Annotated in this window: 10 protein-coding genes; 4 read left to right on the forward strand and 6 right to left on the reverse strand. The window is 51.4% G+C overall.

Going from position 1 to position 15,404, the window contains the following annotated elements:
* The first annotated feature begins 66 nt into the window (after window positions 1-66).
* Complete coding sequence (locus B0475_RS11010; protein ID WP_077411911.1) at window positions 67-1,272, forward strand: S41 family peptidase; 1,206 nt, start codon at window positions 67-69, stop codon at window positions 1,270-1,272.
* Here the strand turns inward: B0475_RS11010 and B0475_RS11015 are convergent.
* Genes B0475_RS11015 through B0475_RS11025 form a run of 3 tightly spaced genes read right to left on the reverse strand, consistent with a single transcriptional unit; the run spans window position 1,247 to window position 5,678 of the window.
* Window positions 1,247-1,714 carry a GNAT family N-acetyltransferase gene (locus tag B0475_RS11015; RefSeq protein ID WP_077411912.1) on the reverse strand — a complete coding sequence of 156 codons (468 nt, stop codon included), beginning with the start codon at window positions 1,712-1,714 and terminating at the stop codon, window positions 1,247-1,249. The genes B0475_RS11010 and B0475_RS11015 overlap by 26 nt on opposite strands.
* Before the next feature lie 55 nt (window positions 1,715-1,769).
* Window positions 1,770-4,901: a VPS10 domain-containing protein gene (locus B0475_RS11020; RefSeq protein ID WP_077411913.1), complete on the reverse strand. Its 3,132-nt coding sequence runs from the start codon at window positions 4,899-4,901 to the stop codon at window positions 1,770-1,772.
* 15 nt (window positions 4,902-4,916) lie between these two features.
* Complete coding sequence (locus tag B0475_RS11025) at window positions 4,917-5,678, reverse strand: LolA-like protein (RefSeq protein WP_077411914.1); 762 nt, start codon at window positions 5,676-5,678, stop codon at window positions 4,917-4,919.
* Between the two features lie 169 nt (window positions 5,679-5,847).
* Here B0475_RS11025 and B0475_RS11030 point away from each other — a divergent pair, with 169 nt between their 5' ends.
* A complete protein-coding gene (locus B0475_RS11030; RefSeq protein ID WP_157892879.1) occupies window positions 5,848-7,170 on the forward strand; it encodes a serine hydrolase domain-containing protein in 1,323 nt (440 codons plus the stop codon).
* Here the strand turns inward: B0475_RS11030 and B0475_RS11035 are convergent.
* The 3 genes from B0475_RS11035 to upp form a co-directional block, all read right to left on the reverse strand.
* Window positions 7,164-8,213 carry a 2OG-Fe(II) oxygenase gene (locus B0475_RS11035; RefSeq protein WP_077411916.1) on the reverse strand — a complete coding sequence of 350 codons (1,050 nt, stop codon included), beginning with the start codon at window positions 8,211-8,213 and terminating at the stop codon, window positions 7,164-7,166. The two genes, B0475_RS11030 and B0475_RS11035, sit on opposite strands and share 7 nt — an antisense overlap.
* Before the next feature lie 65 nt (window positions 8,214-8,278).
* A complete protein-coding gene (locus tag B0475_RS11040) occupies window positions 8,279-9,004 on the reverse strand; it encodes an SGNH/GDSL hydrolase family protein (RefSeq protein ID WP_077411917.1) in 726 nt (241 codons plus the stop codon).
* Between the two features lie 62 nt (window positions 9,005-9,066).
* Complete coding sequence (gene upp, locus B0475_RS11045; RefSeq protein WP_077411918.1) at window positions 9,067-9,693, reverse strand: uracil phosphoribosyltransferase; 627 nt, start codon at window positions 9,691-9,693, stop codon at window positions 9,067-9,069.
* 262 nt (window positions 9,694-9,955) lie between these two features.
* Between upp and B0475_RS11050 the strand changes: the two genes are divergently transcribed.
* Both B0475_RS11050 and B0475_RS11055 read left to right on the forward strand, forming a co-directional pair.
* Window positions 9,956-11,137 (forward strand): PQQ-dependent sugar dehydrogenase, encoded by a 1,182-nt coding sequence (locus tag B0475_RS11050; protein ID WP_077411919.1) that lies wholly within the window; start codon window positions 9,956-9,958, stop codon window positions 11,135-11,137.
* 15 nt (window positions 11,138-11,152) lie between these two features.
* Window positions 11,153-15,331 carry an Ig-like domain-containing protein gene (locus tag B0475_RS11055; RefSeq protein WP_077411920.1) on the forward strand — a complete coding sequence of 1,393 codons (4,179 nt, stop codon included), beginning with the start codon at window positions 11,153-11,155 and terminating at the stop codon, window positions 15,329-15,331.
* Window positions 15,332-15,404: the final 73 nt, after the last annotated feature.

Consider the following 15,404-nt stretch of genomic DNA (forward strand, 5'->3'; position numbering starts at 1 on the left):
TGCAATTTCATACAAGACAGTTGTTGATGAGCTGTTTATGATGGGATTTTCACTGGAGTACCTGTAATGAAAAACCCATTCACTTTGCTGTCTATATTGCTCATCAACATGCAAACAGCACAGGCCAATCATCAGGCAGCAGTTAACCACGTCCTGGCACAAATACAAAGCCATCATGCCTATCTGGATGAACAAGGCATCGATATGGCATGTCTGTCCAGGGTTTACCGCCAAACCGGACACCTTGAGACAAGCGGGCAATTGATGACTCACCTGGAACAACTGATGCTGGAATTTGCAGACAACCACATGCACCTGCAAGCCAACACCCGTGATTCTTACCGCCTTTACGGCCCTATTGTGGTGAGCAAAAACAACGGTGGTGAATTCCTGCTCAGTGACTACCATAAAAACCAATTGAGTCAGCCTGAAAGTCTCCCCGTCGGAGCCCGGTTAGTGAGCATCAATGAGCAGTCACCTGAAGCCGTGATCGAAGCCTTCCCCACCCGTTGTCTGGATAAAACCAAACGCAAACATCAGGAATGGATCATCAACAAAACACTCGCCGGTATTTACCACCAACCCAGAAAGGTGGTTTTTGCCACAACAAACAAGCTACTCCGTTTTGACCTGAACCAATTCAAAACCGCTGACCAACCTGATTTACTGACCAGCCGTACGGAACAGAACCTGGGCATCATCACAGTGAACAACTCCCTCGGCAACAACCAACTGATCAGCGCGTTTGACCAGGCCATTGATGAACTGCAACACACCCGGGGAATGGTGCTTGATTTACGCAACACCATTGGCGGTGGCGACAGTTACATCGCCCGGGCCATCATGAGCCGTCTGATCAGCCAGACACAACCGTATCAAGTACACCGCTTCATTGAACAATACGATGAGCAGCCCGGAATTCCACGCCGCTGGATTGAGCAGGTTGAACCCAGAGGCAGGCACTATGACAAACCCATGGTGGTGCTGGTCAATCACTGGACCGGCAGCATGGGAGAAGGGCTGGCCATCGGGCTTCAGGGGATGGGCAGGGCCACTGTGGCAGGAACCAAAATGGCTGGATTACTGGGCGCAGTTCAAGGCTTTGACATCACTCACCTCAGTTACGGTTTTCAAATGCCTGTTGAACAATTGCGGCGCGTTGATGGCACACCAAGGGAACAGGTCAAGCCCGATTTGACGGTGCTACCCGATGAATCTGCAGAAGACAATGTGCTGGCCGCAGCGATCAAATATTTGCTGAAGGCACTTTGAACAAGAGTACCGGCAGTTCCCGCCCTGGTATGCTGCCAGATGGTCTGCTACCCACCCGAACGCATCCCTCATTGAGGTAAAAACCCTCGGCATACGGATCCGCTTGAATGACCACTTCACTCACCCCCAGTGTTACACAAAGCCGGGCCAAATGCTGAAACAGTTGCCGGCCAATGCCCTGTCCCATATGAGCGGGTTCAACAAACATGGCTTCCAATTCATAGCGCTGATCAACCAACCTGATCAGCTGATAAAAACCCAGCAGCTGATCACCTTCAGTGGCCACAAAAGTGGGATGGTTCAGGCAATCTTCCGGATGGTAAGTGAGCTCATCTTTGACCTGTTGCAAAAAGGTCTGATCGTAGCCCCAATGGGCTTTCGAACGCATCGCCAGGTCGCTCAAAGCAAGTGCATGATGAGCCTGAGCAGATTGAATGTTCACAGCCCAGTGGGGGCCAGAAACCAGCCCCTTTTTAAAGTTAAATCACAACACTGCATCAGTGATGAATGTGGGCACCATTCACCAGCCAAGCTTTGTTGACTGGCGGAGTAGCCAGGCCCAAACCATTCTTCTCGTCCCAGGTGGCCCGGTCGAGCAACTGGATGGCCGCTTCATCGCCCAGTGCTTTATTGAGCCCAGATAATTGCTTGTCCAGCAGCGCCTGACCGGCATCCAGGGCCACGGAAACTTCCGCAATCAATTCTTCGGCTTGTTGGTATTGTGTCTGGCTGGGACGGCCCGAGTAGCCCACCACATTGCCAAAAAGCGTACCCAATTGCTCACGCAACTTTGATTCACCGGTGATCATGCCTTTTTTGGTGGCGGTGAACCGGGCATTCAGATCGTTGTACGCCTGTTCAAACTGTTCGGCCTTTTTCTCTGCTGAGCGACTCAGGTCAGACCGCTCATCCAGTTGAGTGACCACATCTTTGAGTTGGCTGAGCCTGAAAGTCAGGTCATTGATGGCATCATACAATTGCATGGACAGTTTCTGCTGGGCCAGGCGATCCTCTCTGCTGTGCTCAGAACGTGGGTCAGGCACCAATTCAACCGTTGAATAATAGGTCTTTTTACCTTTAATCAACTCCACTTTATAGGTACCCTCAGCCACCCTGGGGCCGACAAAACCCGGGACCAGAGAAGTCGAAGGTGGAAACTTAGGCGCTTTCAGCCGCATCGGCCAGTCCACCCGGTTGATCCCACGCCGTTTACCTGCAACCAATGTGGTGATGATTTCATCATTTTCATCGAGGATATTGATTTTCATGTCACCGAACATGTGACGTTTTTTAAGGTAATAAGAAATCACTGCCACCTCTGAAGGATTGTCACCAATGAAATCATCACCTCCGGAAAAGCTTTGCAATGCCGCACCTTCTACCATGACCGATGGTCTGGAAGGCAGCATCACCACATTTTCAGTCAGCTTTTCCCGGGTCAGTGCTCGCAGGGGAGAGATGTCATCGATGATATACACCCCACGGCCATGGGTCGCCAGGATGACATCATGCTCAGTGGGATGAATCACCAAATCATGAACCGCCACTTTGGGTAGATTCTCCTTGAATCTGGCCCAGTTTGCGCCACCATCCATGCTGATATACAAACCCATCTCGGTTCCCAAAAACAACAAGTCTGGGTTGACCCGATCTTGTTTCAACACCCAGGCATATCCCAAATCCTCAGCAGCCAGCCGTTGCCAGCTGTGGCCATAGTCGTCGGTGCGGTAAGTATGGGTTTTCATATCACCGCTGCGGTGACCATCAAAAGTAACAAAAGCTGTGCCGGCATTGTGAAAGCCCGCTGTGATGCGCGAAACCCACGTTCCTTTGGGCACCCCTTTGATGTTTTTACCCACATTTTGCCATTGATCACCACCATTTCTGCTGAGGTGAATCAAACCGTCATCAGAACCCACCCACAACAAATCTGGATCAAGTAATGATTCCGCAATGGTATAAATCGTGGCGTTGTTTTCTGCGGTTGAGTTGTCTATGGTCAGACCACCTGTGGTCGCCTGGCGCTGTCTCTTATCATCATCGGTGGTCAGATCAGGAGATATGGTTTGCCATGACTCACCCCGGTCTGTGGAACGATGCAGGTACTGTGACCCATAATAAATGGTGCCTGGTTTGGCTTCACTGACCAGCAATGGCGTGTTCCAGTTAAACCTCAGGTCTTCTTCCTCACCCTGCGCCACCGGCGGTATGTTTTTCAATTCACCAACAGTGCGGTTCAATCGCAGTAATTTGCCACCCTGGTATTCTGAATAGATGATGTTATGATCATGTTTGTCGACAAAAGCCCAGAAACCATCCCCCATACCAATGGAGTTCCAGTCTCCTGGTTTGATGCCACCTGGTGCCCGCGAAGGCCCTTCCCAGGAACCATTGTCCTGCAGACCCCCATACACATGATAAGGCCACTGATCGTCGTGTGATACATGATAAAACTGACTCACCGGTAGGGTGCCCACCATGCGCCAGTTTCCGCCTTTGTTGTAACTGATATACACGCCGCCATCGGTGCCCAAAACCAATTGATTGGGGTTGTCTTTGTTGATCCACAATGCGTGATGATCGGGGTGGACAGGGATGCTGAATCCACCTGAAAACATTGAGCTGAAGGTCTCACCACCATCGACACTGGTCACGGTGATGAAACTGGGTTTATACACCCGTTCAGGATCTGCCGGATCAACCTGCAATTCTCCAAAGTAGAAAGGCCGCATCTGGACCATGCCGGCATCAGACTTTCGCTGCCAGTTTTTACCCATGTCATCAGATCGGTACAAAGCGGTGTTTTCAGACTCCACCGTCGCATACACGGTGGTGCTTTGTGAATCGGCAATGGCCAGCGCAATGCGGCCTTTTTCCGACGCAGGCAAACCATTGGTCATTTCCTGCCAACTGTCACCTCCGTCAACCGAACGATACAAACCACTGCCTTTTCCACCTGAAGTGAAATAATCAGGATAACGGCGGAATTCCCACATGCCCGCATAAATGATGTTGGGGTTATTGGGATCCATCACCAAATCTGAACAACCAGTACGCTCATCAAGATAGAGCACTTTTTCCCAGCTGGAACCCTGATCGGTGGTGCGGTACACCCCCCGCTCGGCCGAGTCATTCCACAACGCGCCAGTGGCACACACAAATGCCGTGTCACTGGACTGGCTACTGACCTCAATGGCCGCAATGCGTTCTGTGGTTTGCAAACCCAGGTGCTGCCACTGATCTCCACCGTCTTTGGACAGGTAAACACCATCACCGACGGAAACGGTATTGCGTACCCATGATTCCCCGGTGCCGACCCAGACCAGCTCCGGATTGTTGTCATCCACCTGAACGGCACCTATGGATTGATTGTGCTCATCGAAGATCGCTTCAAATCCGATACCACCGTCTTTGGACTTCCATAAACCACCACTGGCGGTGCCAACATAAATCACCGGCACATCACCATGGGTTGCATCAAGTGCTGAAATCCGCCCACTCATCACTGCCGGACCTATGGAGCGGGCCTGCAATCCGCCAAATGTATAGGAATCAACTTTGACCGGTTTGGCCTCGTTGATGGCAGGCACAAGCAGGCCTGCCAAAATCATACTGGTAAATTTTTTCATGATTCAGGTCCTGTATCAGTCTGTGACTTCAGCAGCATCCTGAGCAGTCTCAGCAACCGGCATGGCAAACAAATCATCACTGACATCCACATTGAATTCAATGACCTCAAGAATCATGTTTTGCATCATATTACCATTGATCTTTACAGCCATGCTGTGAGCCACCGGTGAAGCCGGATCACCCACTTCTTTGTAATCACTGAAGTAGGTTTCTGCTTCAACTTCCTGGCCCATGGCACTGACTTTGGCACGGGTCATGACCTCAAGTTTGTATTCTTCATCCAGAAACACATGTATCACATCGCCATTTTTTTTGGTGGCTTTGATTTCAATCACCGGGGTACCTTCAATTTCGGTGCTGCCAATCAACTCAAGGGTCGTGCCTTTCGCTTCTGCATTGATCAACGGTCCTTCAATTTCGCCCTGGTTTTTGACTTGTTTTAACTCATCATCACTCATCAGCACCGGATCTGGCTTGCCCATGAATGGCATCAATTGCCAACCGGTTTCACCATCATATGCCTGAATGCCTTTCATGCCCTGCACCTCAAAAGTGGTATAGACTTTATCTGGCGCTTTGTAGGTAAAAGAAAAAGGTGCTTCCATAGGTCCCATAACCATTTTGCCGGTGGTTCTCATGGTTTTGGTGTTTTCAATGGCTTCTAAACCACCACGGGCTTCAACGTATTCCGCCAACACCTCATCCAGTGATTGCTCTGCCGAAACGGTTAAAGAAGATCCCAACAGACCCACCATCAATATCAATTGCTTTTTCATTCGATTCACTCCTCTCGTCATTAAAAATACACATAATCATTCTAATCATAAATCCCGAAAATATAAGTGCTGTTGGTCACGTATCCCGGTATAACGATGGATGACTTTTGAGACTGTCCCTATCCTCAGCAGAAGCCTATAATGAATGTCTTTTCAATCTGGAACGATCATGAAAACCGCTGTCTTGTTGTTATTTTGGGTGGCCAGCAGCCACGCCCTCATCCCTGCTGAAGTCAAGCAACAAGCTGAACTGCGGGTGACCCACCAAATCAATCCATCAATTGCGCTGGCAGTCTACGATCAGGGGTTAACCGACTACCACGTCAGTGGTTGGCAGGACCTGGAAAACGAACGGCAAGCCGACACCGGTACGGTGTATGAGATCGGTTCAATCAGCAAAACCTTCACTGGCCTGTTGCTGGCCAGAATGGCCACCTCAAGTCAGTTGTCAATCGATGATCCTGTTGAACAACATTGGTCCGAACTTGTTCAATTACGTGATGCCAATGATCAGCCGATCACGCTAAAACAACTCAGCACCCACACTTCCGGTCTACCCAGGGTACCCAACAACATGCCGGTGTTTGGCGATGATCCATACGGCAGTTATGACCGACAACTGATGCTTGAAGCTTTGCAGACCATCCAGCCCGGTTCCGCCGGAAATCGATACGCCTACTCCAACCTGGCCGTTGGCCTGCTTGGCGAAACCCTGGCGAATATTGGCAGACACAGTTTTAATCAGTTGGTTGAATCTCACATTCTGAAACCATTGAACCTGAGGGCCACATACATGACCCTTGATCAGGTACCGCAGGAGCACTTGGCCATTGGTTACTCAGGCCAGACCAGCACCTCGCCGTGGAATTTCCAGGCCCTGGCAGGTGCCGGATCAATCCGCAGCTCAATCACTGATTTACTGGCCTATGGGGTGGCTTACCTGAACCCACCTGAGGAACTGAGCAAAGCCATGGATCTGGCAACAACCATTCATTACCAGCAGGAGCAACTCAAGGTTGGTCTGGGCTGGCATGTTCGAAACGGGGTTTACTGGCACAATGGGGGTACTGGTGGTTTTCGCTCTATGCTGATGGTAGATCCGCAACGCGGTAAAGTGGTGGCTGCCATCACCAACAACAGCCGTAACGACGTTGAAGACCTGGCCATTCATTTGATGGATGCCAGTCAACCCATGCGTGAATACGATTTTCCGGTACCCATCACCACTGATGCGCTCAAGGTCTTCAGCGGTACATTTCAACAAACCGGTTCAGACCGTCAAATTGTCATCAAACTGCTTCATGATCAATTGTTTTTCACCGCAGAAAAGCAACCCAGACAAGCGCTGATTTATGTCGGTGATGAGCGCTTTAAGTTCAGCATGATCGATGTCAGGATTCAATTCAATCAAGACCCGCAAGGCGTCATTGAAAGCCTGGATTTACATGGCTGGGGAGAACCACAAAAGTACCTGAAGGTGGCTGATCAGTGACTGCCTCGACGCCTGAACCAGCGTTTGATTTGTCGCAATGGCGCGGTGATTCGCCAGGATGTTGAATTTTCCAGTTCCTGAATGCGTTGAAACATCCGCGATTCATCAAAACTCAGCAATTCCATTTGCCGCTGTAACAACCGGGCCTGTTTATCGGGTGTTCCGGTTGCTGCTTTCAACCGCATGACTTCAGCTTTTATGCGGCTGAGTTCTTTGGTTTGAGCGGTGATGGTGGTATATAGCCGTTTCAGGTGTTGATCCCGACGGCCAATCATTTGCTGTAATTCAGTCACATCATTGGCATTCAATTTCAAGCCTGTCTGAAAGCGCTCGGAAAGTGGCCGCTCAACATAAATCGTGGAGTGTGGATCAACCGGCTGTGCACGCTGATGGGTGTAATAATACAACGCAAAAGATTTCCGGCTCAGGTTTTTGTGCTCTTCTGGCAAACTGATCGGTGGAAATCCATGCCAGGAGTGATTGTGGGTTTCAAACAACACAGCCCGGTTAAATAATGGCAAAACACTGATGATCTCATCCTCATCTGGTGACAGCCTTGGGTTTTTATGAAACTGAATCTGTCCGCCCCATTCTGCCGACCACTGACGATTGAGGTAGACAATCAAATTAAGTCGCCGGTGATGGCTGGTGATCGGGTGGTGGGTAAAGTCCACATGAGGATCCAGCTCCTGTCCATTCAGGTTGTTGTGGGTACCGCCTCCAATGTAGTGAGGGTCATACAGCAGACCTTCGATACCGGTGATGTGTTCAACCTGATTAATGAAGGCTTGACTTTGCACCAACCGGTCCAGATCACGGTAGGCGCGGCCAATCTCCGGTACTTGTTGCACCACTGCTTTGCGACCCACGGTCTGGTTTTCATCAATGGCATCCTGATCATTGAAATCAGGAAACTGTTTCAACAGCTGTGCACAGAATTCAGGGGTAAAAAAATCATCAACCACCACATAGCGGAATGGTTTGGCCTGATGAAACTGCTTTTTGTATTCGTCCAGCGCGTCAATGGTTTTCTGATTAAGCATGGCTGTAATCTGGCATATGATCTGAGTTGCTCATTATAGCACCAGGCCCATGACCTCAGTGGGCATCAATCGGCCTGATGGTGTGCACCGATGGTGGTTACCAGATACTCTGCCCAATGGCGGTACACGTCAGGCCCTGGATGAAATCCATCTGTGGCCGCGGTTGCCGTATCAGGGTATCCGCGCAGTGAATGGAAACAGACACCACGATGTTCTTCACACATTTGTGTCAGACAATGATCCAATTGATCAGCACAAGCCCCAAGAAAAGCATTCAGGGGCCAAGGCAAGGCCGGAAATTCTCCAACCGGAGGTAAACCGCTCAGAATCACCAGGCGGGCAGTAAATTTTCCCTGCAGGCAGGCGATCAGTTTTTGTTGTTGCTGCAGCCAACGATCAACAGGAACCTGCGAAGTGACGTCGTTAACGCCCAACGCACTGATCACCACATCATAGGGCTTGGCAACTGTTTGTTCGAGTTCCGCCAGGACGTCCGCTGTGGTCTGTCCGGTTTTTGCCAGCATGGTGTAGCTGAGTGTATGGTGTGGTTTCAGCCTGGTGATCAATTGACCCAGCAAACTTTCGGCTTCGGTGTTGGCCCCGACACCGGCCGCCGAAGAGTCACCAACCAGCAACAAGCTCAGCGCCGGACCCCGGCCACATGTTCCGGAGGGCTGTTTGACAGGCTCTGGTAATACTGGAGTGCGTTTTCTGACCCACCAACCCTGAATCAACAACACCGGTCCCAGCAAAACCTTCAACAACTTCAGATGACGCGATCTGCGGTTCATGCGCCCCCAGACTTCACACAAAAAACAGCGGCTTCAGACCACATTCTGACCACTCTGGCTGTTTACAACGTACCGAAAATTTTATCCCCGGCATCTCCCAGACCTGGCAGGATATAACCTTGTTCATTGAGGCGATCATCAACCGCAGCCACATAAATATCCACTTCAGGGTGGTGCTGTTCAATGCGCTTAATGCCTTCAGGGGCAGCCACCAGGAAAATCCCTTTGATCCGTTGACAACCGGCCTTTTTCAAAAGCTCCAAAGTCGCGTCCAGGGTGCCTCCGGTGGCCAGCATCGGGTCGATCACCAGCACATCACGGTCTTTGATGTCTGACACCAGTTTTTCGTAATAAGCTTCTGCTTCCAGTGTTTCTTCATTGCGGGCAAAACCAACCACTGATACCCCGGCACCAGGGATCATTTGCAAAACCCCGTCAAGCATACCCAGACCAGCCCGCAGAATGGGTACCACAGAAATCTGCCGCCCCTTGATTTTCTCGACAGCGGTCTCTCCTGCCCAGGTAGGGATGGTGGTACTTTCTGTCGATAAATCGCGGGTTGCTTCATAAGTAAGCAAGACACCAATTTCAGCCACAATTTTGCGGAAATCCATGACCTCAATGTCTTTGTGCCTCAGCAATCCTATTTTATGTTTTACCAGCGGGTGTTTGATTTCGTAAACGGCCATGTTGTCAGCTTGAATAAAGAGGCAATGATTCTAGCAGATTTTGTCTTTTGATGGAGCCGGCAAGGAGAATCTTGCAACCGCTTTGGTTGGCTCACAACAAGCCATCCGGCAGTCGGAATCGGGCTGAATTAAACCGTTGGTTCTGTGAATCAGACCGTTCAACCCATTGGAACTGGACGATTTCAAAGGTGTTCATCTAGACTTTCCACACCCCCGGCTGAATCGCGGCGGAATAATAAAACAACAATCAATGTAGTGGGATATGAAAAATTTATTTGTGTTATTGAGCATTATTTTGTGCAGTCAGGTGATTGCACAACCGGCTTTCCTGGGTACTGAAGATGTGGCCGGGGGGTTCAGTTCTCCGGTCAGCGTGACCCATGCCCCAGACGGCACTGACCGGCTGTTTGTCACTCAGCAAGGGGGGCAGATTAAGGTGATTGATGGCGGCATACACCTGCCAACTCCGTTTCTCGATATCTCCGGGATTATCACCTCAGGGGGTGAACAAGGGCTGCTGGGGTTGGCTTTTCACCCACAGTATGCCAGCAATGGTTTCTTGTATGTCAACTACACCGATCTGAATGGCGACACAGTGGTTGCCAGGTACAGTGTTTCGGCCGCAGACGCCAACATCGCAGATGACCAGTCGGCGTTGACCATACTGACGTTTGATCAGCCTTTTGGTGCTCATAATGGCGGAGACATACACTTTGGGCCCCATGATGGGTTGCTGTACATCAGTTCAGGAGATGGCAGTGGTGATCCGATGGCTTCTCAGGATCCTGACAGCCTGCTGGGAAAAATCCTGCGCATCGATGTGGACGGTGACGACTTTCCTTCAGACCCATTAAAAAATCATGCCATACCACCAGACAACCCTTACGTTGGAATCAGCGGAGCAGATGAAGTGTGGGTCAGTGGACTGCGCAATCCCTGGCGCTTTTCCCATGACCGGCTGACCGGTGATCTGTTCATCGGTGATGTGGGTGAAGACAGCTGGGAAGAATTCAATTACGTCCCGGCCACCAGTGATGGCGGCGAGAATTTCGGCTGGCCTTGTTTTGAAGGCGCAGATGCTTCCGGTGCAGGAGGCTGTGATGTCAATGGGCCCAATGAACTGCCCATTGCTGCACTGGCTCACAGTGATCCCGAGTCCAACTACTGTTCAGCCATTGGTGGGTACCGATACCGGGGACAGGACTATCCTGGCCTTGCAGGCTGGTACATATTCACCGACTGGTGTGATGGTGATTATTTCGTGGCCCGGCCGGGTGTGAACGGTTGGGAAGTTCACAACATGGGTACCTTGATCGGCGGCTTTGCTGTCACTGGCATGGGGGAAGATGAAGCCGGAGAATTGTATGCTGTGGCCTGGAGCGGGGTGTTGAAAATCACCGGTCCAGGGGACAATATTTTTACCGGCGATTTTGATAACAACTGAATTCAGGAGTTTTCCATGTTTAAATCCAGCAACACACTGGCTTTGATGATTTGTCTGGCGGCTTTGTTGCCGGCAAGGACAATGGCACAAATCCCCGCAGTTCCCGCAGCCTTTCCCAACCAGGCCTGTACGCCCGGACAATTGCATTACCGGCAAGCCGGCATGGGGCGCATCACCAACATTGTCTATCACAATGGTCATATCTATACCAACAACGTGGCCGGTGGTGATGTCAGAGAGTTCCTGTTCAGTGACTTCAATGACCCTGGCAGCCTGTTTCTGAATGCGGACACTGGTCTGGTCTCACTGGCCAACCAGGGTAACCATGGTCACTTTAAAATCGGTGATTACGCTTCCAGCCATTGGCGGGCCGCATATCAACGAACTGGTGTAGGCGTCAACCTGATGGATGCACCCGATCCTCCTGACTGGGTCAGTTGGCAAGCACAACCAGCGGCACCTGATACCGGTTCAATCCGGATATTCTACCCCTGGTCGGTGCCATTTAACTGGCTGCAATACGGACCCACACCAGCCACCGCGAGGCTGTACCGGGCAGATCAATTGCTTGCCGAATGGGAACCACTGGGTGAGCACGGCATTGCCGGAAACTCCATCTTATTGGGCAACTTGCTGTTCATCACTTCCGATGCCACCATGCGGGGGATTGCCGCTTATGACATCAGTCCGGTGTTCAATGATCCACCTGAGGACCCTGTGCTGGTAGACCGGCTCAACGGCCTGATTGGTGGGTACATGGGTGCCATCTGGCAGGATTATCTGGTCCTGGCTGGCGGTTCAGACCGCGACATCCTGCAAATTGTTGACATCAGTGACCCCACCGACATGCGCCTGATCCAGACCTTTGACTTGCGGGGAGATGATGACCTCAATGCCGGAACCAATGTTCCTTATGTACAAACTCAGGATGAATTCATTTTCACCCGCCGGCACAAAATCAACCTCGAAACCCTGCAAATAGTGCATGAGTTTGATGAAGTAGGTAACAACCGCCCAGCCGGTAGCGTGGCAGGGCAGATTGACACCAGTCAGTACTTACTGCCGCTGGGTAATATGCTGATTACTGGAGGTTATTCTTTTGCCGGACGGGATGCCATCGGTGTCTGGTGTCACCAGGCTACACCGGATACCCGTGGTCCCTATGTGGGGCACCACATCCCGCAGGATGGCCAGGTGAATTATCCAACTGGTGCGCCCATCAGCCTGGTCATCGCAGAAGAACTGGAATCATTCACCATCGTCAACGGGGTGTCACTGATTGTCAGACCGGTTGGTGGCCAGCCGATTGATGTGTGGCATGCCTTTTCTCACGATGGCGTTCTGACCATCACTCCGAAACAATATTTCGCAGTTGACACCACTTATGAAGTGATCATTCCAGCCGGTGGCATCAAGGATGCCGCAGGCAATGGCATTGAAGGTTATTCTTTCAGTTTTTCCACCGGTGGAGGCATCGCCGGTGCCAACCAGGCGCCGGAGATCACCTCTTTTGACAGCAGCCAGAGTCCGGCATCTCCCGGAGTCAATATCCATTTCACCGCCACCGCCATTGATCCGGAAGGCGACCCCGTTGAATACCGATATGTACTCGGTGACGGCACACCAGCAACCAGCTGGTCTTCAACCAGCGACATCAGTCACAGCTTTGCTGTGCCAGGGCATTTCAATGTGAAGCTTCAGGTGCGGGACATCAAACCCAACGGCACGTCCTCTGTGGTCACCGCCACCCGCACCCAAACGGTGGTCAATACCATCAACCTGGCCTCGCCCAGCCGCACCTCTATGCTGGCCATGGATCCAAGTAATCAATGGCTGTGGAACGTCAATCCCGATAACGACAGTGTGGCTCAGATCAGCACCCAGACCAATACCCTGCTGGCAGAATTTGAGTTGTCTGCCTGGCACCCCGGGATCAATCAGTTTAACCCCAAATCTCTGGCCATTGATGGCAACGGCCAGGTATGGATCATCAGCGAAGATGCTGCTTTGATCACCATCATCGATCAACAAGGACAATACCTGGATCACATTGAAACTGGTTATGGTTCACAACCACAATCGGTACTCAGCAGCGCCGATGGCCAGACCATGTTTGTCGCCTTGGGCCATGGGGCAACGGCAGACCCAAACAATGGAGAGGTGGTCAAATACGATGCCCTGACCCGCAATGAATTGGGGCGCACCGAAGTTGGACCGCTGCCCCGTGCCATGGCCCTGACCGGCGATGGACAGCAATTGTTTGTGGCAGAATTCCTGGCCAGGAAGAACCATGCGGTGATCTGGCAACTTGATGCTCAGAACATGACCGTAAGCAACACCCTGAATTTATTCCGGGACCGCGGCCTGAACGGCATTGATTCAGGTGGCAGTGACGGCCCCGGCGTGCCCAATTACCTGACCAGCCTGACCATCAGCCCTGACCATAACTGGCTGTGGTACAGCGCCATTAAAGCCGACACCTTCCGCGGTGAATATTTTCAACAACAGGGTGAGATCAACCTGCCCAGCAGCCATGACACCACCGTCAGGTCTATGCTCGGAAGGATTGACCTGCTTGCCAATCCACCACATGAACCAGAGTTTTTTGGCTTCAACGGGATACCCTCCAGAATGGATGTAGACAATGCAGACTCCCCTTCGTCGATCACTTTCAACACCACAGGCGATTATGTGTTCATAACCTTGCAGGGGAATAACACGGTGGCCGCCTTCGATGACCTGGCGGTGCGACAAAATGTAGGACAAAGCAGTGTCTGGAGGGCACTCAGCGGCGCCGCTCCACAGGCCAGCCTGTATGACCCGGTTAACCAGTCATTGTGGGTAAAAAACCTGATGAGCCGTGACCTGACCCGGTTAGACCTCGCTGAGTTTTTTAACAGCGGAACCATTCAGTTAAATCCCATGACAGTGAACACCACCCTCAATGAAGCACTGTCTGCCGATGAGTTGGCCGGCAAACAAGCGTTCTATTTTGCCGGAAACAACCCGGTTGGCCAGAATGACATGAGTTTTGAGGGCTACATCTCTTGTGCCAGTTGTCACCTGGATGGGGCACATGACGGACGCGTGTGGGACTTTACCCAACGGGGGGAAGGATTGCGCAACACCACGGACCTCAGAGGCCGGCGGGGAACCGGGCACGGCAATGTGCATTGGTCAGCCAACTTTGATGAAATTCAGGATTTTGTGCTGGACATGGTGAATCATTTTGGTGGTACAGGTTTCCTGGCTGACGGCCAGTCACCCAATGATTCGCTGGGCGTCCCCAATGCGATGACTGCGCTTGAACTGGATCAACTCAGCGCTTATGTCAGTTCGCTGTCATCTGACTCCCTTCCTCCCAGTCCATACCGCCTTGACGACGGCCAATTATCCGCTGCAGCCAGCCGTGGGGCACAGGTATTCAATACCCTCAGTTGTGATGGTTGCCACCAACCAGACAATGATTATCAAAACAGTCAACTGGGTGCCAACCCCCAATTACATGACGTGGGTACCCTCAGAGACAGCTCCGGTGGACGCCTGAACGGTCCACTCAATGGCATTGACACCCCAACTTTGCTGAGTGTATGGCAAACCGCTCCTTATTTTCATGACGGTTCGGCCCACACCCTGGAAGATGTTTTCATGGTTGCTGGCGGCCAGAACCTGCAGGCTGAAGATGCGGTGCTTTCCGGAGGAGCCTTTGAACCTCAGTTCATTGAGTACAACCAGGACAGCAGTGCCTATGGAACCTTTATCCAACTGCCCGGCACCATCACATTTAGTCAGGTTGAAGGCGGTTCAGGAGGACCCTCTGCCATTGAAATCCGGGTCATTGGTTCTGACAATCAGTCCCTGGATCTCACGGTTCAAGTCAATGGCGCCAGCCATACCCTGTCCGTCCCACCATCGAACATCCGGCTTGACTGGCAAGCAGCCAGACTGGAAGGTGTGGTAATGAATAACGGCACCAACAACACCATCAGTTTTACTTATGCTGGTAATCAGGAGGTGCTGATCGATGAAGTGATCATATCAACAGCAGATGATTTGTTGATGGCCGCACCGCACCGCGTGGCTTCAACCCTCTCTCCCAATGACTTTGCTGATTTGCTGACTTATCTCAGGTCGCTGGATGGTACCGACAGTGTGGTACCTGCCGACCTGATATTTGCCGATGGCTTTGATTAACTTCTGACCACTGGAGGAGCATGGTGTCAATCCCCCTGCTCCTCATTTTTTTAGGGCCCATCAAGATCGTTTT

It is taken from the genome of Marinicella sediminis (assembly GCF_002000055.1).
Lineage (GTDB): Bacteria > Pseudomonadota > Gammaproteobacteria > Xanthomonadales > Marinicellaceae > Marinicella > Marinicella sediminis.